Below are 17173 nucleotides of genomic sequence, written 5' to 3' on the forward strand. Positions count from 1 at the left end.
TTTCAGCCGGAAAAACTATCCGCAAACCTATGATTGGAGGTTTCGCAAAATGATTATCGACAAAATCGCGCTGCTCCTGGCCATCGTCGGCGCCCTGAACTGGGGTGGTATCGGCCTGTTTGGCTTTGATACGGTGGCTTTTCTCTGCGGCGGGCAGATGTCCATTCTGTCCCGGGTAATCTACGCACTGGTGGGTCTTGCCGGATTGTGGTGCGTAACGCTTCTGTTCCGGACGGACGAAGAGACCGGCCACGCGCCTCATACTGCCTGAGATCCACGCGACGGGGCCGCGGCGCAAGTTTGCGCCGCGGCCCGCAGACTGTCGAAAAAGTCTTTTCGACAGTCTGCGCAAGTTTTTGAAACACCGCGAAAAGTTTCAAAAACTTCTGATTAAAAACGAAAAAAACCCTTCCTGGGTTTCTTTCGTAACTATCTTCCTTCCCGTTTTCGGGGTCTTTCCGGAATCCTTAAAACGACGGGGCCGCGACGCAAGTTTGCGCCGCGGCCCTTTCCGCTCTATTTTTTCTATTTTTCCGCTTTTTCAGGCGCCTGCTCCTTGTTTTCCATCAGATCATGGTCCTGCTGCAACAGCTCTTGCGATACGATATCCAGCTGCTGGACCTTTTCATAGCGGTCCGTCAGGTTGCCGGCAGCCATCTCGTTTTTCTCCTGTCCGCGGAAGGCCAGCTTCAGCAAAATGGGCGTCAGGATCGTGCCGCCAACCACGGTTATGATCACAGGGGTCATCAACTCCTGACTTAGAACCCCCATGGACAGTCCCCGGTTGGCCACGATCAGCGCCACCTCGCCGCGGCACACCATGCCAACGCCCACTTGCAGGCTCTCTTTATTGCCAAACTTGCAAAGCTTGGCGCCCAAGCCGCAGCCCAGTACTTTGGAAATCACGGAGATCACCAAAAGCAGCACGGAGAACGCCACCATGCCCCGGCTCATGGCGGTCATCTGCACGTTGATACCGATGCCTGCAAAAAAGATCGGCGTCAGCAGCAGATACCCCAGCGGTTCATACTTGGACTGGATATAGGTGGCTTTGGGCGTGCAGGAGATCACAAGTCCCGCAGCGTAGGCGCCGGTAATGTCCGCCACGCTGAAAAACTCTTCGGCACAATAGGCCATCACGAGGCACAGCACAAATGCCAATACCGGGTAGCGGCGATAGTTTTCTCCGTGCCGCCGCTCGATGATCTTGCAAAACACGCGGTAAGCGCCATATCCCCCCACCCCGGCGAACAGGAAGAACAAAACGATCTTCAACAGCACCAGCAAAATGCTCTCTTTTCCGCCGGCGACGCCGCTGACAATGGTCAGCGCGATCAGCCCCAGCACGTCGTCGATGAGGGCGGCGGCAAGGATGGTGTTTCCCACCTTGGTATCCAGCTTTTCCATTTCCTTGAGCGTTTCCACTGTAATGCTGACGGAGGTGGCTGTGAGAATGGTGCCCACGAACACAGCTTCCAAAAAGCTGCCGCCGGTCAGCACGCCCAGATGAATGGCCCCCCACGCCAGCGCGGTACCCATGACCAGCGGGACCAGCACGCCCAGCAGAGCGACAAGGAACCCGGCCTTCCCACTGTTGCGCAGCTCATGGATGTCGGTCCCCATCCCCGCGGAAAACATCAGCACGATCACGCCGATCTCGCTGAGCTGTGAGAGAAACGCCGTCTCCTTCAAAATATTCAATCCCGCCGGACCAAGAAGCAATCCCGCCAGCAGCGCCCCAACCACCTGCGGCATTTGAAACCGCTGTGTCACAAGGCCCAGCACCTTCGTACTCAAAATAATCAATGCCAAATCCAGCAAAAAATGATAGGACATACAATCCCCTCTCCTTGAAAGCGGTTTCTGAAGCACCGCCGGCTTTCATTTCAATGCAATTTACATAACGAACCTTCATTGTAAACCTTTTTCCTTCTTTTGCAATGGTTATTTTGCACAAACCAGCGTTTCGTTTTTGTTAATAATCTTTTTGCGTATAAAGAAGGCCACCGCCAATATCGGCGGTGGCTTTCTTTCGTGCGCGCTTTTTAGGTTCTTCCCTCTATTTCACGGAAAGGCGCTTCACCAGCGCCCCGTCCGGCAGGACGTTCACTGTCCGGCAGGTGGAATACGTCACCATACCGGGTCTGCCCCCGGCGGGTTTTTTTACATTTTTCACCTGTGTATAGTCTACCGGCACATTGCCGCTTTCCCGGGCCTGAGAGTACCATGCGGCCAGCTTTGCCGCCTCCACAATGGTATCATCGTCGACCTCTTTGCCCCCGGTACACAAAATGACATGAGAGCCGTGGATCTTCTGGGTGTGGAACCAGAGGTCCCGCCGGTCCGAATCCTTCATGGTGAGCTTGTCGTTTTGCCGATTGTTGCGGCCCACCAGCACCCGCAAGCCGCTGGAAGTACGAAACTCCCGGGGTTTGCTTGCCCGCTTTTGTTCCTTCTTCCCGCCGCTCTGCCTGCGCAGAAAACCACTCTCTCGCAGCTCGCCGCGAATATCGGAAAAATCCTGTTCACTCTCCGCCTCGGCGATCTCTTCCAGCACGCTTTCCAGATAGGTAAGGTCCCTGCGGGCAAGCTCCATCTGCTCTCGCAAATACTTCTCCGCAGTCTTTGCCTTGGTGTAGCGCTTATAATATTTTGCCGCATTTTGCTGCGGCGTCAGCAGTGGGTCCAGCGAAACGTTGACGGGCGGGCAATTCTCCTCATAGAAATTCTCGCAGCGCAGCTGGCTTTGCCCCCGCTCCATCCGATAGAGGTTCGCCGTAATCAGCTCCCCGCTCACGCGCAGCTGATCCCGGTTTTGGGTCGCGGCATAGTCCGCCTCCTGCAGCGCCAGCTTTCGCCGCAGCCGCTCTCTGGCCGAGGTGGCGGTGCGGATCAGATCCGCCCCCCGCTGCTTGGTGCGCTCCAGCCGTTCCACCGCTTCATAGTAGTCATCCAGCAGCTCGGAAAAGCTTGGATAGACTGCCAATTCCATGGCGCTGCCGTATTGGGCGATGGGCAGGCAGGAAAATCCCGCCGGACGTCCCTCCTGCTTCAGGCAAATTGCTGTAAATTTATTTTCCTTTACAGACCTTGTTAAATCTTCAATTTCCTTCCAAAGACGGTCCACGCCCGCCCCATCCAGCTCCATCAGGCGGGCATCTGTTTGCCCCGCTGTCCGGAAGGCCAGTTCCCTCGCCATCAGCGGAGAAAGACCGAAATAGCCGTCCAGCAAAAAGGCGTCCACCTGCCGCTCCGGATTGGCGGCGGCCAGTTTTTCCCGAAATCCTTCCTCCGTCTCCTCCGTCACCGGCAAACGGCCCACAGCGGCGGGCGGCTCATAGAAAAGGCCAGGCAGCACCTGACGGTTTGCGGACATCTCCGCGTCCACCCGGCGCATGCACTCGATGATTCTCCCCTCTTCATCCAGCAAAATCAAGTTGGAGCGGCGGCCCATGGCCTCCAGCACCAGCGTCCGCTTGCCGGGGCGGCCGAATTCGTCGGTTATATCCAGTTCCAGCCGCACCAGACGCTCCAGCGCGGGCTGGGTGATCTCAGCCACCCGTGCGCCCACCAGATGCTTGCGCAGCAGCATACAGAACATGGGGGGCTCGGCTGGGTTGTCTCGGGAAAGGGACGTGAAGTGCATGCGGGGCGCGTTTGCCCCGGCGCTGAGCAGCAGCCGCCGATTTCCCCGCAGCAGCAAAATCACCTGATCCCGGACAGGCTGCTGGACCTTATCGATGCGCAGACCCAGCAGCTGGGGCCGTATTTCAGCGACGATTGCCTGCAGGCAGATTGCATCCAGAGCCATGCGTCATTCCTCCATCATTGCGCAGAACAATTCATTGATCCGGTCCTTCCGGCCCTTGAGATACAGCCATCCCAAAAGGGCTTCCAGCGCGGTGGCTTCCCCGTACTGAGCGCGGCTGGCATGACCGGGAACGGTGCGCACCTGCGCGTTGCGTCCCCGCCGAAATGCCGCCGCCTCTTCTTCCGAAAAAAGTGCAAGCACCCGCTCTGCCCTTTGCGCCTGACTCTCCGCGCACACCAGACGAATCGTGGCCTGATGCAGTCCCTTGCCTGTGGCCTTCCCGTGGGTGCACAGCCAGGTGCGGACCAAAATCTCAAACACCGCGTCACCCATGTGCGCCAGTGCGATGGAGCTGAGTGCGCTCAGCTGGTCGTCCGTCATAACCGCTTCAAAATAGTTTTCCATTGTGTTGCCCATCCATTCTCCCGTTTAAACAAGCCGTCTTTACGTGAGCGGCCTTTTCTCTGCATACCATTCCGGCCGTCTTGCGGCACGGGCGGCATTTTCCAAGGCGCTTTGGCGCAGCGCGCGCAAGCCCTGCCACTGTAATTGCAATGGTAACATCATACCACAACCGCGCTTTGTTGTCATCACTTTCTGCCCGGCAAACAGCTGTATGCCCCGGGTCCAATGGACCCGGGGCATACGGTCGCTTATGAAAGATCAGCAGCAGGGAGTAGAGTTGCAGCCGCAGCCGCCGTTGCAGCCGCAGTTGTTGCCGCAGTTGTTGCCGCAGCCACCCCAGCCGCTATTACCGCAGCAGCACCAAATGATAATCAACAGGATGATGATCCAGCAGCAGTTGCCGCCGCCAAAGCCGTTATTGCACATATTGGGACCTCCTATGAAATGTAGACCGACCGGAGCGGTCTCACTCCATAGTATGCCGTGTTGTGCCGAGTGTGCGGGAAAGAGTTATTCTCTTTCTCCGCTCACAAGATTGCGGGCGCTCTTCCATTCCTCCCCGGTAAAGACGCCCTTCGCTTCCAGCGCTTCCCCCAGCGTGCCGCCGTCCGGCAGCGCCGTATCCAAGGCGTAGTACGATATGTACACCAGCTCCGCCCGGAGGAAACGGTCCCGTTGGAGCATGGCAGCCTCGCCGGAAGTCAGCAATCCGCACGCCTGTCCCCGCTCCAGCGTATCGGCCAGATTCGTGTTGGCAGAGGAGCTGTATCCCATGGCCCGCAAAATAAACTCCGTATACTGATACGCATTCACCGCGCCAGCCGGCTTGAAGAGCGTCGCGCTGTATCCGTTGGTATAGCCGCGGCTGTACGCATACCCCACATACTTTTCCGCCTGAGAGCCCTTTGCAAGGTCGGTAAAGGGCAATTCCCCGGTCCACTGGAGCGCCTGCTGCTCCTCGCCCAGCACACGGATGAACATGATCAGTGCCTGCAAGCGGGTAGGCGCGGCCTCCAGATCAAAGCCCTGCCCGTACCCGGTAAAGCTGCCCTGAAACAGGTGCAGCGTTTTGAGGGCGGACGCCATGGCGTTATAGTCCGTCTCGTCAGAGTATTGGAAGGCGTTGGGGCCTTGATACTCCACCACCGCCGTCTTACCCGTCACCACAAAAAAAGCGGAGGCATCCTCGGCTGCCATATAGCGGTGCCCCACCGTCAGTGTGCTGCCGCTGGGAAGGGTCGTGCCGGCGGAGACATCCACCACCGTGCCGGCGGTACAGGTGGCCTGCACGCTGCCGGAGAGCACCAGCACGTTTGTCCCGGTGCTACCAAGCAGGGTATCCCCCGCTTTCAGCCGTTTTTCCGTCCACGTTGCCGCCACGTCGCCGCCATTGCCGCCGCTGCCGGTATTTTTCACCAACGCGGCATCCGAAGCATCCAGCCGCGCCTCGATCTTTTCATCCACGGTATTGCTGAACGTGCCCGCCAGATAAGAAAGGGAAGCCAATGGGTCTCCGGCGTCCCCGGCGGCCAGCGCCGCAGCAGCCAGCGCCCCACATAAAAACAGCACAAGCGCTGTCTTTTTCATCATACGCACTCTGTTTTCCTTTCGTCAGCCCGGCATCCTGCGCCAAGGCGGCGTTATCGGTTGGCGATTCGATAGCTGAGCGTCAGCAAACTGTCCGCAAAATGGATATTCTCAAATTTTACATCCGGATTGCTGCTGGAAAGCTCCATGTTGGTAAAATTCCAAAAACCGCGCACGCCCAGACCAATGATGCGATTGGCCGTATCCTGCGCCACGGACTGGGGGATGGTCAGCACCACCACGTCCACGCTGTGCTCCCGCACATAATCGTCCAGCGTATCCATGGAGTAGATCGGCACGCCATTGATCGTGGTGCCTACCACAGAGGACGCGACGTCGAAAGCCGCGTCCACAGAAAAGCCGCTTTGCGAAAAGTGAAAGTTTTGCAGCAGTGCGCGGCCCAGATTGCCCACGCCGATCATCACCAGATGGTGGTTGTTGTCCACCCCCAAAATGTGACCGATTTCCGCCCGCAATTCTTCCACGTTATAGCCATAGCCCTGCTGTCCGAATTCTCCGAAGCAGCTGAAATCCTGCCGAATTTGTGAGGCGGTAATATTCATTTCCTGCCCCAGGGAATGGGACGAAATGCGCACAACGCCGCGTGCACACAATTCCGTCAGCTGGCGGTAGTATCTGGGCAGGCGCCGAACAACAGCGTCCGAAATATTTTCTTTTTTCAATGCACTCACTCCCGACTCAGGTCTCCCTGATAAACTTATAAGTAGTTTAGACTAAATTCATCAACTTGTCAATTTTTTTAACAATCTTATCTGTTTTTTTAATCACATACTTCTGTTTTTTTGATAAAGCACTTTTCCTCCTGCTGTTTTCAGGGGGTAAACAGCCCACCGGACGAAAATAGGCGGCAGGTTTCTCGTCCGAAAAAAACCCCCGTCCTTTCGGACGGGGGTTTTTTAGGCGATGTTTGAAATTACTTCAGCTCGACCTTTGCGCCAGCCTCTTCCAGCTGCTTCTTCATGGTCTCGGCGTCGTCCTTGGAAGCGCCTTCCTTCAAAGTGGAAGGAGCGCCCTCGACGGTAGCCTTGGCCTCGGCCAGGCCCTGGCCGGTGATCTCGCGGACAGCCTTGATGACCTTGATCTTGGCAGCGGCGTCAAAGCCGGTCAGGACCACGTCAAACTCGGTCTTCTCCTCGGCAGCGGGAGCAGCAGCGCCGGCAGCGGGAGCGGCCATAGCGGCAGCGGAAACGCCAAACTCTTCCTCCAGAGCGTGCACCAGCTCGCTCAGCTCCAGAACGGTCAGGCCCTTGATCTCTTCGATCATAGCAGTAACTTTCTCAGACATGGTATGTGCCTCCTAATTGTAAAATTAAAAATGTGTTGCTGTCCGAATGATTATTCGGCAGCGGGGGCGGCCTCTTCAGCCGGGGCAGCCTCTTCAGCGGGGGCGCCGTTCTTCTCAGCAATTTGCTTCAAAACGACAGCCAGACCGGTGATGGGAGCCAGCATGGTACCCAGAACCTGCGCCTGCAGGATGGGCAGTGCGGGAATGGAAGACAGAGATTGGATGGTGGCCAGGTCCACGGCTTTGCCGTCCATGAAACCGCCCTTGATCGTAAACTTGCCTTCCAGCTTCTTGGCGTAAGCGGCCATGACGCGGGCGGGAGCCACGGCGTCATCGCACAGAGCCAGAGAAGTGGTGCCGTTGAGCAGACCGTCCAGTTCAGTCAGACCGGTGGCGTTGAAAGCGAAGCGGAGCAGAGTGTTCTTCACAACTGCATAATCCACGTTGCTTTCGCGGCATTCCTTGCGCAGAGCGGTGTCTTCTTCAACGGAAATACCCTTGTAGTCGACAATGACGCCTGCGGTGGCCTTCTGGATCTTTTCGGTCAGCTGGGCCACGATGGCCTGCTTTTCAGATAAGATCTTTGCGTTAGGCATTCTTGTTTTCACCTCCATAGGAATTATAGGTGCGTTCAAAAAGGAAACCGTCCTTGTGCCGACAAAGACACAAGGACGGATAGCAATCTCACGATTAGCCGTCCTCGGCAGGACTTACGGGAAAGCCCACCTGCTGTCTTTGGAACGCATCAAATATTATATTTGAGGAATCGACAAAAGTCAACCCTTAAATATCATTTTTTTAGACCAACTTTGCGGTGCTCATCTTAACACCGGGGCCCATGGTGGACGCAGCCACGCAGCTGCGGACATACTGGCCCTTGGCGCTGGCGGGCTTTGCCTTCATGATGGCGCCCATCAGAGCATTGTAGTTCTCCGTCAGCTTTTCGCCGCCGAAGGACACCTTGCCAATGGGGCAGTGGATGATGTTGGTCTTGTCCAGACGGTACTCGATCTTACCGGCCTTGACTTCCTTGACGGCCTTGGCAACATCGGGGGTAACGGTACCGGCCTTGGGAGAGGGCATCAAACCCTTGGGGCCGAGGACCTTACCGAGACGGCCCACCACGCCCATCATGTCAGGGCTGGCAACCACCACGTCGAACTCAAACCAGTTTTCCTTCTGGATTTTTTCCACCAGATCCATGTCGCCCACATAGTCGGCGCCGGCCTCACGGGCAGCGTCAGCCTTATCGCCCTTGGCGAAAACCAGCACACGGACGGTCTTGCCGGTGCCGTGGGGCAGCACGATGGCGCCGCGGACCTGCTGGTCGGCGTGCCGGGAATCAACGCCCAGCTTCACGTGCAGCTCGACGGTCTCGTCGAACTTGGCGCTGGCGGTCTTGCAAATAAGAGCCATGCCCTCAGCAGCATCGTATTGCACATTCTTATCGATCTGCTTGGCACTTTCCTGATATTTCTTGCCTCTAAACAATGTTACTTCCTCCTCATAGTGGTTCTTCGGAATGAAATCCTCCCACTGTATGGAGCGGCCTTTCCAGCCGCTCGGCTGTTGTTATGAATGTCAGTCGCCGACAACGACGCCCATGGAGCGGCAGGTACCGGCGATCATGCTCATAGCAGACTCCAGATCGGCAGCATTCAGGTCGCGCATCTTGATTTCGGCGATCTTCTGAATGGAAGCCTTGGAGATGGTGGCCACCTTCGTCTTGTTGGGGACGCCGGAGCCGGAATCAATGCTGCATTCCTTCTTGATCAGGACAGCCGCGGGAGGCGTCTTGGTGATGAAGGAGAAAGAACGGTCGGAGTACACGGTGATGACCACGGGGATAATCATGCCCATGTCATTCTTCGTGCGCTCGTTGAACTCCTTGGTGAAGGCGGCGATGTTCACGCCGTGCTGGCCCAGAGCGGGACCAACAGGGGGAGCGGGAGTTGCCTTGCCTGCGGGGATTTGCAGCTTCACATAACCAGTAATTTTCTGTGCCACGGAGTAGCACCTCCTAAATTATAAATGTGGTGATGGGCCAACGGTCCATCCTTGGCGGGGCCTTTGGGCCCCTCCCACTTGTGCCGGGAATTCCCGGCGCTTTTGCGCCCGACCGGACGCGGGAGTGTGATTACTTTTGGACCTCGACCTGATCCAGTTCCAGTTCCACCGGGGTCTCTCTGCCAAACATCGAGACCATCACGCTAACCCGGTTTTTCTCAGGTTCGATTTCCTCGACGATGCCGGTAAAGCTGGCCAGAGGGCCATCCACGATCTTCACGTGGTCGCCCACCTGATACCTGACAACAATCTCATGCTTTTCCATGCCCATGGCCAGCACTTCCTCTTCAGTCAGAGGAATGGCCTTGTTGGCGGAGCCGACAAAGCCGGTGACGCCGCGGACATTTCGCACCAGATGCCAGGTGTCGTCGGTCATAATCATCTTGATCAGCACATAGCCCGGGAACACTTTCCGCTCCACTTCCTTGGTGGAACCGGAATCCGTGACTTCCGTCACCGTCTCCAGAGGAATCTCGATCCGCAGGATCATATCCTCCATATTGCGGCCGGTGACGAATTTCTCAATGCTGGTCTTGACGGCATTTTCATAGCCGGAATAGGTATGGACAACATACCACTTCGCGCTCTCTGACATCTCCTTCTCCTTAAGCGCCGAACACGCCAAGGAGCATCTGCACGGCGGAATAGGCCACGCCGTCGAAAATCCAGATGCAGGCGCCGATCAGGAGAGAGCACAGCAGCACGGTGCCGGTGTTCTTGAGCACAGTCTGCTTTGCAGGCCAAACGACCTTTTTCAGTTCGCTTTTCATCTCGCGGAACCAAACGCCGCGATCTTTTTTCTTCTTCGCTTCTTCTGCCATTCTCGTTACACGCCCTTTCTTAAATTTCTCACCATTACTTGGTTTCGCTGTGGAGCGTGTGCTTCTTGCAGAAGGGGCAATACTTGTTCAGCTCAAGCTTGTCCGGGGTATTCTTCTTGTTCTTCATGGTATTGTAGTTTCTCTGCTTGCACTCGTTGCATCTCAAAGTGACTTTAACGCGCATCTAACGGCACCTCCTTATTATTGGTATCTTTCCCGGCTTGCCGGGGATACCGACTGCCTCCCTGCCTCTTGGGAAAGGGTCTTTGGCGCCGCAGCTGAAAAGCGAAAACGCGCATGACAACAAAGCCCTTTTTCACAGGTGAATCGATTGTACCACAGGGGAAAGCCGCGGTCAACTGTTTTTTTTAAAAAAATCCCACGTTTTTGCGTGGTTTTCTCCCGCTTGCGCAAAGCGGAGGCGTATGCTATGATGTTGCAAAGAAAGCAAGGGAGGAACCGCTATGCGCATCATGGCCATCGACTACGGGGACGCCCACACCGGCATCGCCATCTCCGACCCCACCGGTTTTCTGGCCGGCTTCACCACCACGGTGGACGCCTACCGTCCCGAAGTGGTGGCGGACCGCGTGGCCGCTCTGGCGCGGGAGCACGGCGTGGAAGAACTGGTCTTGGGACACCCGAAAAATATGGACGGCTCTCTTGGCCCCCGGGCTGAAAAGGCGGCCGCCATGGCAGAGCTGCTGAAGGAAACCACCGGCCTGCCTGTGGTTTTGTGGGACGAGCGCCGCACCACCATCGACGCCCATCAAATTTTGATGGCCGGCGGCAAAAACGCCAAAAAGCGAAAAAAGACGGTGGACGCCGTGGCTGCCTCTCTGATTCTGGAGGGATACCTCACTTATAAGAAAAGTCATGGATAACCGCGAAAGGCTCTGGGCATTTGCCCGGAGCCTTTCGTTTTTCCCAACCTCTCAGGTAAGACCGCTCCCCCGTTCTCCCTCAGTGGAGCAGTGAAAGAAAACAGCGCGTAAAAAAATTCCCGCTTACGCCTTGACGGTGCCGTCGGCGTTGAACAGCGGCAGCGGCGCAAGATACTGGATGTCGGGGCGCTGCTGCGCGTCCCCCTCCGCCAGCACCGCCACTTTGCCGCTCACGGTGCCGCCGGCCTCGCGCACCAGCGCTTCCATCGCCAGAAGGGACCCGCCGGTGGAGATCACGTCGTCCATCAGCAAAATCCGCTTGCCGCGAATCAGGTCCGCATCGTCCCGCCCCAGATACAGCTTCTGGGACCCGGCGGTGGTGATGGACTGATCCTCCACGTGAATGGGGTCCGGCATGTAGGCCTTGGGGCCCTTGCGGGCAATAAAGTATTTGTCGGCGCGGGACTGTCTCGCCATCTCATGGATCAGCGGAATGCTCTTGGCCTCGGCCGTAAAGAGATAGTCATAGCTGTCTGCGTCAACCAGCTCTAAAAGCGCCTTGGCGCACGCCACGGTCAGCTCCGCGTCGCCAAAGCAGATGAACGCTCCGATGTACAGGTCGTCCGTGACCTTGCAGATAGGCAGCTCCCGCTTCAGGCCCGCCACGGTGATGGGATAGGTATGCATATGTGTGCCTCCCTTAAAAATACCCACAGAGGGGACGTTTTTCGAAAACATTATACTCTTTACGGCATAAAAGTCAATAAGACATCCTCTTTCAGCAGTTCCTCCAGCGTGTACCTGCGCAGCGCCCCCGGCGGCGAAGCAGCACAGGTGGCCACCCCCGCCGCATAGCCCGGGAACGACTCCAGCGCATAGAAGCGCTCCCCCTCTTCCACGGGCGGCTCGGCGCGCAGCATGGCCCCGATGCCCTTTCCACTCAGCTTGCTCCTTGCCTCCCGCCGCACCCAGCTTTGGAAAAACGCCGTCTCCCCGGCCTCATCCGTCCAATCACCGCCCATCCGGCGGTGGACAGGGCGGATCTTCTCAATATCCACGCCCACCGGCTCGCCGCTCACCGCCACCAGCACGGCCCCGGCGGTATGGCTCAAATTAAACTGCACCGAGGGGTAATCCGGAAACCACGGCTTCCCCATCTCCGTCTGAAGGATGGGTGGAAGCTTCCTCCAGCGATACTGTTCCCACAGCGCCAGGCGAAGAAGCAGATACGCGCACAGCGGTTCCGCCCGTTTCTCCGCTTGCCGGACGCGCGCCAGCCGCTCCCGCCGCTCCCCCGGGAGAAGGCGCATCAGGACGGCGGTCTCCTGCTCTGTCAGCGGCCGATCCAACCGCCCTGCCCACAATGCAACAGCCATAACGTCCCCTCCCCTCCTGTTATTTTTTATTGTATCGGCATTGCATACCTATGTAAAGCGTTACGAACCAGAAACTTTTTTAAAACTTACGAAAAAAAAGAGGGAATTTAAAAATTGCGGGGTATATAAGAGTGCTGAAACCAAAATGCAAACGTTTTTCAGTATGATGCGCCGCAAATGTGGCAAAACTGACCGAAAGGAGGAACCCGAATCGTGGCTTTCCCACAGCACTTCATGGATGAACTGGTGGCTCGCAGCGACATCGTGGATGTTGTCGGCAGCTATGTTCAGCTTACCAGAAAGGGTTCCAACCTCTTTGGCCTTTGCCCGTTCCACAGTGAAAAAACCGGCTCCTTCTCCGTCTCCCCGGACAAGCAGATTTACTACTGCTTTGGCTGCAAAAAGGGCGGCGGCGTGGTAAATTTCGTCATGGAGGAAGAGAACCTGTCCTTTCCGGACGCCGTTCGCTTTCTTGCAAAGCGGGCGGGCATGGAGGTGCCGGAGGAGGACGGCGACCGGGAAGCCGGACACCGCCGGGCGCGCCTTTTGGACCTGAACCGGGACGCCGCCCGCTTTTATTACCAGCTTCTTCAGCAGCCTGAGGGCCGGGCGGTACAGGCGTATCTGGACCGCCGGAAGATCACCCGGGCCACCGCGGTCAAATTCGGCATGGGTGCGTCTTTAGACGCCTGGGACGTTTTGCTCAACGCCATGACGAAAAAGGGCTATACAAAGGCGGAGCTTCTGGACGCCGGGCTGGTTGTGCAAAACCGCAACGGCGGCCTGTACGACAAGTTCCGAAACCGGCTGATGCTCCCGGTCATTGATACCCGGGGCGACGTGGTGGCCTTTGGCAGCCGGGTGCTGGACAAATCGGAGCCCAAGTACATGAACTCCTCGGAGACCCCGGTGTACAGCAAACGCCGGGTTTTGTACGGGCTGAATCTGGCGAAAAAGACAAAGCGCCCCAACATCCTCCTCTGCGAGGGCAATTTGGATATCGTGACGCTGCATCAGGCGGGCTTTGACAACGCGGTGGCCTCTATGGGGACGGCGCTGACGGTGGAGCAGACCCGGCTTCTCTCTCACTTCACCAAGGAGCTGGTGCTTTGCTACGACAACGACAACGCCGGAAAGGTGGCAACGGAACGCGCTTTACAGATTTTGAATCAGGCGGAATTTTTCGTCAAAGTCCTCCAGCTGCCCCGGCGGCTGGCAGACGGTGAATACGTCAAGCAGGACGCGGACGACTTCATTAAATTTCAGGGAGCGGACGCCTTTGAACGGTTGTTGGGCGGCAGTGAAAACGGCGTGGAGTTCCGTATGGCGCAGGTGGCCGGGAAGTACGATCTCTCCGGCGACGAGGGCCGCATCGCCTATTGCGAGGAGGTCAGCGACCTGCTCGCCTCCCTCCCGGGTGCGGTGGAGCGGGAGGTCTACTCCGGCCGGGCCGCCGAGGCGGCGAAAATTACGCCGGAGGCCATGAAGCTGGAGGTCCAGCGGGCATTCCGGCGGCGCATGACCCGGGAAAAGCGGGCAGAGACCCGTAAGAGTCTCAACCCCACCGCCCAGCTCCAGCCGAAGGAGCGATCCCTGCGGTATGAAAATCTTCGTTCCGCCCGGGCGGAAGAGGGGGTTTTGCGGCTTTTGCTCATGGACGAGAGCCTCTTTCCCAAAGAGCCGCCGCTGAAGGCGGAGGAATTTTCCGCCCCTCTTCTGGGCCGGGTGTTTGAGCTTCTTTGGCAGGCCCGGGAAGCCGGGCGCCCCGTGGCGCTCTCTCCCCTCTCCGCATCCCTTGGGCCGGAGGAAATGAGTCACGTCAGCGCCCTTTGCCAGCAGCCCGAATCGGTGCAGAATGCGCATCAGGCGCTGGCGGACTACATACGCATCATCCATTCAGAAGCAGAAAAACGAACCGGCAGCGATCAGGGAGACCCCCTGCTGGCGGCAACAGAAAAATATAAAGATAAAAAGTGAGGAAAGCAGCATGGCGAAAGATATGGAAAAGATGACCTCTGCGGAGTTGAGCGCGCAGGCAGATGCGCTTTTGAACGCAGTTGGTAATGAGGAGCCGGCTGCAAAGCCCGCCAGAAAATCCGCAAAGAAGAAGGCGGACCCCGTGGAAGAGCCCGCCGTTATCATGACCGACGAGGAGGCTAAAAAAGCCGGTATCGTCCGTCTGGACGACAAGCAGGTCGCCTCCCTGCCCGCCGCGGGCTGGCTCATCAACAACGAAAAGCTGCGGGAGCTTTTGGCCAAGGGCAAGAAAAAGGGCAAGCTGGAATCCAGCGAGCTGATGGAGGCCGTGGACGATCTGAATCTGGAGGGCGACCAGATGGATCAGCTCTATGATTCTCTGGAATCTCTGAACATCGACATCAGCGCCGGAGAGGACCTGCTGCCGGACGATCTGGCGGAAGACGAGCCGGCGGTGGAAGAGATCGCAGACGTGGAAGAAGAGGAACTGGTGGACCCCAACACACTGGTGAACAACTTCTCCATCGACGACCCCGTGCGCATGTATCTCAAGGAAATCGGCAAAGTCTCCCTGCTCTCTCCCGACGAGGAGACCAATCTGGCCAAGGCCATGGCCACAGGCGCTGTGGCGGAGCAAAAGCTGGGCGAGCTGCGCGCGCAGCGGGAAGCCGGAGAAGCGGTGACTGCCGCGCCGGAGGAGATCTCCGCCTGGAAAAAGGATTACAACCGTGGAGAGGCCGCCAAGCAAAAGCTGGCGGAAGCCAACCTCCGTCTCGTGGTTTCCATCGCCAAGCGCTACGTGGGCCGTGGAATGCTGTTTCTGGACCTGATCCAGGAGGGCAATCTGGGTCTGATCAAGGCGGTGGAGAAATTCGACTACACCAAGGGCTATAAGTTCTCCACCTACGCCACCTGGTGGATTCGTCAGGCCATCACCCGCGCCATCGCCGATCAGGCCCGTACCATCCGAATCCCCGTCCACATGGTAGAGACCATCAACAAGGTCATCCGCGTCAGCCGCCAGCTTTTGCAGGAGCTGGGTCACGACCCCAGTCCCAACGAGATCGCCACGGAAATGAGCATGCCCGTGGAAAAGGTCCGGGAGATTTTGAAAATCGCGCAGGAACCCGTCTCTCTGGAAACCCCCATCGGTGAGGAAGAGGACAGTCACTTGGGCGACTTCATCCCGGACGAGGGCGCTTCCGAGCCCAGCGAAGCGGCGTCCTTCACCCTGCTCAAAGAGCAGCTCATGGATGTGCTCTCCACCCTGACGCCCCGTGAGGAAAAGGTTTTGAAGCTGCGCTTCGGCATTGAGGACGGACGCACCCGCACGCTGGAGGAAGTGGGCAAGGAATTCAACGTCACCCGGGAGCGGATTCGCCAGATTGAGGCCAAGGCTCTGCGCAAGCTGCGCCACCCCTCCCGCAGCAAGAAGCTCAAGGACTTTTTGAATTGATTTGCATGAATCGGTGCAGCCGGAAGCATTTGCTTCCGGCTGCTTTTTCAATGCGCTTGATGCGCTTTTTACCCGAGATAGCTTAAAAGACGCCCCGCCTCCAGCGCCGCCAACGCGCGAACGCCGTCAAAATCCACGTAGGGATTGTAGATCGCCTCCAGCGCGTCGTGGGCCTTTTTGGCGTCCTTCAGGGCGCTGACGGCCTCCTGCCGCAGCAGCGTTGTCATGCGACTTTGAAAGCGAAGCCGCGCCTTCCCCTCCGGGTCCGCCATGGCGTCCAGCCGAATCCGGCGGTAGGGCTTCTTCCCGTAATCCATTCCCGGCCGCGACGTCACAAAGGCCAGCCCCAGCTCCGGCACCAGCAGATGCTCCATGCGCCCCGGCTCCTCGGGCGCCATGCAGGCAATGGTATCCCAGCCCCCGGCAACGGCAGTTTCATGCAGGCGGCGGAGAGATTCCCCGGCCAATTCCCAGCAATCCGCAAATTCGTAGACTTTGGGGCACAATACATCCACGCTGTCAAACCGCCACAGGTAGTCCTTGTGGGTAATGCTGCCCAGAAAGCGCCGGACGGTCCTCCCCCGCCCCGTCTTTGTTTTTTTCAGCTCCCGCTGGATGATTCCGTTCACCCGCCGCACCGCCCGCTCCCGGTCGAAGGACCGCGCCACCGCCGCAACAGAGTCCATCTCCACCTGCCGCGCCGCTTTCAGCCCATGGTACGCCCGGACGTAAGCCGCTTTATAGGCATGGGTGCACTCTTTTACTTCCCCCGCCGCCGCCTTGGCCGCGCTCAGGTCGTAAAATCTTCCCAAGTCCAAATAGCGATCCACCGCTGCGGGGTACCGGGGTTCCAGCACATGAGCGAGGGTTTTTTAGTCCACACACGGGAGATTGGATGGCTCCAGCACCATGGCATGGAGCCTAAAACTTCCACTGAATATGTACCGCTTGCTGGCCGGTATCCGCATCCTTCTCACCGATCTCAATGTACTCAATTGCCAGTACGAACAATTCTCTGGGGATAGGATCAAACTTCAAAAGCTCCCGAATCTTCCCCACCAGTCCCTCGCAGTTGTCACCAGGCATTTGCAGATCGCCAAGTTCTTTCTGGATAGCCGCTTGCCGCTTGACCATGCTCTCCTTTTCAGATAAAAAGTCCTGATTCATACTGACGAATTGTGCCTCATCAATGAGCCCGGATACTTTGTCGAGATAGAGATTTTTTAAGGCCGCAGAGCGCTTTTCAATTTGCGTTTCCAGCGCCCGCAGCTCTTTTTGAAGCAGTGCCGTGCGATTGTCCGGTTTTTCTTTTGCGGAAAAACGATTCAAGTCTCCCGGCTCATAGTAGGCAGCAATGTGGATGTCTACAAAGAGATCCGACGCTTGCAATTGGAAGGAGTGACCAGCCAGCGGCAGGTGGCCAAAACACTTGGCATTTCCAGAAACACAGTGAAAAAGTACTGGAATGGCGATTCAGTACCGT

At 57.5% G+C, this 17173-nt stretch carries 22 protein-coding genes and 1 other annotated feature; of the genes, 5 read left to right on the forward strand and 17 right to left on the reverse strand.

What is annotated here, in order from left to right:
• The first annotated feature begins 49 nt into the window (after positions 1–49).
• On the forward strand, positions 50–271 hold the full coding sequence (locus PHI30_RS04355) for a DUF378 domain-containing protein (protein WP_300024384.1): 222 nt from the start codon (positions 50–52) through the stop codon (positions 269–271).
• A gap of 254 nt (positions 272–525) precedes the next feature.
• Here the strand turns inward: PHI30_RS04355 and PHI30_RS04360 are convergent, their stop codons facing one another.
• The 13 genes from PHI30_RS04360 to rpmG form a co-directional block, all read right to left on the reverse strand.
• Entirely contained in the window at positions 526–1836 is a 1311-nt protein-coding gene (locus PHI30_RS04360; RefSeq protein ID WP_300024386.1) for a cation:proton antiporter, read from the reverse strand.
• A 223-nt stretch (positions 1837–2059) separates the two neighbouring features.
• Entirely contained in the window at positions 2060–3811 is a 1752-nt protein-coding gene (locus tag PHI30_RS04365; RefSeq protein WP_300024389.1) for an NFACT RNA binding domain-containing protein, read from the reverse strand.
• A gap of 3 nt (positions 3812–3814) precedes the next feature.
• Positions 3815–4216 carry a ribonuclease III domain-containing protein gene (locus PHI30_RS04370; RefSeq protein WP_300024392.1) on the reverse strand — a complete coding sequence of 134 codons (402 nt, stop codon included), beginning with the start codon at positions 4214–4216 and terminating at the stop codon, positions 3815–3817.
• Positions 4217–4474: 258 nt separating this feature from the next.
• On the reverse strand, positions 4475–4642 hold the full coding sequence (locus PHI30_RS04375; protein ID WP_300024395.1) for a hypothetical protein: 168 nt from the start codon (positions 4640–4642) through the stop codon (positions 4475–4477).
• 84 nt (positions 4643–4726) lie between these two features.
• Entirely contained in the window at positions 4727–5806 is a 1080-nt protein-coding gene (locus tag PHI30_RS04380) for an S-layer homology domain-containing protein (RefSeq protein WP_300024398.1), read from the reverse strand.
• Positions 5807–5856: 50 nt separating this feature from the next.
• Positions 5857–6486: a redox-sensing transcriptional repressor Rex gene (locus PHI30_RS04385; protein ID WP_300024400.1), complete on the reverse strand. Its 630-nt coding sequence runs from the start codon at positions 6484–6486 to the stop codon at positions 5857–5859.
• Between the two features lie 251 nt (positions 6487–6737).
• The gene (gene rplL / locus PHI30_RS04390) at positions 6738–7109 is read right to left on the reverse strand and encodes a 50S ribosomal protein L7/L12 (protein ID WP_300024403.1); all 372 of its coding nucleotides are present in this window, start codon (positions 7107–7109) and stop codon (positions 6738–6740) included.
• A gap of 50 nt (positions 7110–7159) precedes the next feature.
• On the reverse strand, positions 7160–7705 hold the full coding sequence (gene rplJ, locus PHI30_RS04395) for a 50S ribosomal protein L10 (RefSeq protein ID WP_300024405.1): 546 nt from the start codon (positions 7703–7705) through the stop codon (positions 7160–7162).
• Between the two features lie 32 nt (positions 7706–7737).
• Positions 7738–7866: a sequence feature (ribosomal protein L10 leader region), on the reverse strand.
• 41 nt (positions 7867–7907) lie between these two features.
• Positions 7908–8600 (reverse strand): 50S ribosomal protein L1, encoded by a 693-nt coding sequence (rplA, locus tag PHI30_RS04400; RefSeq protein WP_300024406.1) that lies wholly within the window; start codon positions 8598–8600, stop codon positions 7908–7910.
• A 90-nt stretch (positions 8601–8690) separates the two neighbouring features.
• A complete protein-coding gene (rplK, locus tag PHI30_RS04405) occupies positions 8691–9116 on the reverse strand; it encodes a 50S ribosomal protein L11 (protein WP_300024407.1) in 426 nt (141 codons plus the stop codon).
• Between the two features lie 130 nt (positions 9117–9246).
• Entirely contained in the window at positions 9247–9771 is a 525-nt protein-coding gene (nusG, locus tag PHI30_RS04410) for a transcription termination/antitermination protein NusG (protein WP_300024409.1), read from the reverse strand.
• 10 nt (positions 9772–9781) lie between these two features.
• A complete protein-coding gene (gene secE / locus PHI30_RS04415) occupies positions 9782–9997 on the reverse strand; it encodes a preprotein translocase subunit SecE (protein ID WP_300024411.1) in 216 nt (71 codons plus the stop codon).
• Positions 9998–10031: 34 nt separating this feature from the next.
• Positions 10032–10181 carry a 50S ribosomal protein L33 gene (rpmG, locus tag PHI30_RS04420; RefSeq protein ID WP_213038240.1) on the reverse strand — a complete coding sequence of 50 codons (150 nt, stop codon included), beginning with the start codon at positions 10179–10181 and terminating at the stop codon, positions 10032–10034.
• 280 nt (positions 10182–10461) lie between these two features.
• Here rpmG and ruvX point away from each other — a divergent pair, with 280 nt between their 5' ends.
• Positions 10462–10881, forward strand: a complete 420-nt coding sequence (ruvX, locus tag PHI30_RS04425) for a Holliday junction resolvase RuvX (RefSeq protein WP_300024413.1) — start codon at positions 10462–10464, stop codon at positions 10879–10881.
• A gap of 123 nt (positions 10882–11004) precedes the next feature.
• Here ruvX and PHI30_RS04430 read toward each other — a convergent pair whose 3' ends face one another.
• A complete protein-coding gene (locus PHI30_RS04430) occupies positions 11005–11568 on the reverse strand; it encodes a phosphoribosyltransferase family protein (RefSeq protein ID WP_300024416.1) in 564 nt (187 codons plus the stop codon).
• A gap of 59 nt (positions 11569–11627) precedes the next feature.
• A complete protein-coding gene (locus PHI30_RS04435; RefSeq protein WP_300024418.1) occupies positions 11628–12257 on the reverse strand; it encodes a 4'-phosphopantetheinyl transferase in 630 nt (209 codons plus the stop codon).
• Between the two features lie 213 nt (positions 12258–12470).
• Between PHI30_RS04435 and dnaG the strand changes: the two genes are divergently transcribed.
• Positions 12471–14234: a DNA primase gene (gene dnaG / locus PHI30_RS04440; protein WP_300024420.1), complete on the forward strand. Its 1764-nt coding sequence runs from the start codon at positions 12471–12473 to the stop codon at positions 14232–14234.
• 10 nt (positions 14235–14244) lie between these two features.
• Complete coding sequence (rpoD, locus tag PHI30_RS04445; RefSeq protein WP_300024422.1) at positions 14245–15690, forward strand: RNA polymerase sigma factor RpoD; 1446 nt, start codon at positions 14245–14247, stop codon at positions 15688–15690.
• Between the two features lie 68 nt (positions 15691–15758).
• On the opposite strand, the gene PHI30_RS04450 is transcribed toward rpoD, so the two are convergent.
• Together PHI30_RS04450 and PHI30_RS04455 are read right to left on the reverse strand one after the other, a co-directional pair.
• Positions 15759–16547: a hypothetical protein gene (locus PHI30_RS04450; RefSeq protein ID WP_300024424.1), complete on the reverse strand. Its 789-nt coding sequence runs from the start codon at positions 16545–16547 to the stop codon at positions 15759–15761.
• Between the two features lie 64 nt (positions 16548–16611).
• A complete protein-coding gene (locus tag PHI30_RS04455; protein ID WP_300024426.1) occupies positions 16612–17019 on the reverse strand; it encodes a hypothetical protein in 408 nt (135 codons plus the stop codon).
• A gap of 27 nt (positions 17020–17046) precedes the next feature.
• Here PHI30_RS04455 and PHI30_RS04460 point away from each other — a divergent pair.
• Positions 17047–17173, forward strand: a 127-nt coding sequence (locus PHI30_RS04460) for a helix-turn-helix domain-containing protein (RefSeq protein ID WP_300024432.1), incomplete at its 3' end; no start/stop codon positions are given.

This window comes from Oscillibacter sp. (genome assembly GCF_028693505.1).
Taxonomy (GTDB): domain Bacteria; phylum Bacillota; class Clostridia; order Oscillospirales; family Oscillospiraceae; genus Oscillibacter.

What these genes read in the sequence shown, in the direction of transcription:
- rpmG (WP_213038240.1), bottom strand. Translation starts at nt 10,181, where the DNA reads ATGCGCGTTAAAGTCACTTTGAGATGCAACGAGTGCAAGCAGAGAAAC.
- PHI30_RS04370 (WP_300024392.1), bottom strand. Translation starts at nt 4,216, where the DNA reads ATGGAAAACTATTTTGAAGCGGTTATGACGGACGACCAGCTGAGCGCA.
- PHI30_RS04380 (WP_300024398.1), bottom strand. Translation starts at nt 5,806, where the DNA reads ATGATGAAAAAGACAGCGCTTGTGCTGTTTTTATGTGGGGCGCTGGCT.
- secE (WP_300024411.1), bottom strand. Translation starts at nt 9,997, where the DNA reads ATGGCAGAAGAAGCGAAGAAGAAAAAAGATCGCGGCGTTTGGTTCCGC.
- PHI30_RS04435 (WP_300024418.1), bottom strand. Translation starts at nt 12,257, where the DNA reads ATGGCTGTTGCATTGTGGGCAGGGCGGTTGGATCGGCCGCTGACAGAG.
- PHI30_RS04355 (WP_300024384.1), top strand. Translation starts at nt 50, where the DNA reads ATGATTATCGACAAAATCGCGCTGCTCCTGGCCATCGTCGGCGCCCTG.
- PHI30_RS04360 (WP_300024386.1), bottom strand. Translation starts at nt 1,836, where the DNA reads ATGTCCTATCATTTTTTGCTGGATTTGGCATTGATTATTTTGAGTACG.
- ruvX (WP_300024413.1), top strand. Translation starts at nt 10,462, where the DNA reads ATGCGCATCATGGCCATCGACTACGGGGACGCCCACACCGGCATCGCC.
- PHI30_RS04365 (WP_300024389.1), bottom strand. Translation starts at nt 3,811, where the DNA reads ATGGCTCTGGATGCAATCTGCCTGCAGGCAATCGTCGCTGAAATACGG.
- rplJ (WP_300024405.1), bottom strand. Translation starts at nt 7,705, where the DNA reads ATGCCTAACGCAAAGATCTTATCTGAAAAGCAGGCCATCGTGGCCCAG.
- PHI30_RS04375 (WP_300024395.1), bottom strand. Translation starts at nt 4,642, where the DNA reads ATGTGCAATAACGGCTTTGGCGGCGGCAACTGCTGCTGGATCATCATC.
- rpoD (WP_300024422.1), top strand. Translation starts at nt 14,245, where the DNA reads ATGGCGAAAGATATGGAAAAGATGACCTCTGCGGAGTTGAGCGCGCAG.
- rplL (WP_300024403.1), bottom strand. Translation starts at nt 7,109, where the DNA reads ATGTCTGAGAAAGTTACTGCTATGATCGAAGAGATCAAGGGCCTGACC.
- nusG (WP_300024409.1), bottom strand. Translation starts at nt 9,771, where the DNA reads ATGTCAGAGAGCGCGAAGTGGTATGTTGTCCATACCTATTCCGGCTAT.
- PHI30_RS04430 (WP_300024416.1), bottom strand. Translation starts at nt 11,568, where the DNA reads ATGCATACCTATCCCATCACCGTGGCGGGCCTGAAGCGGGAGCTGCCT.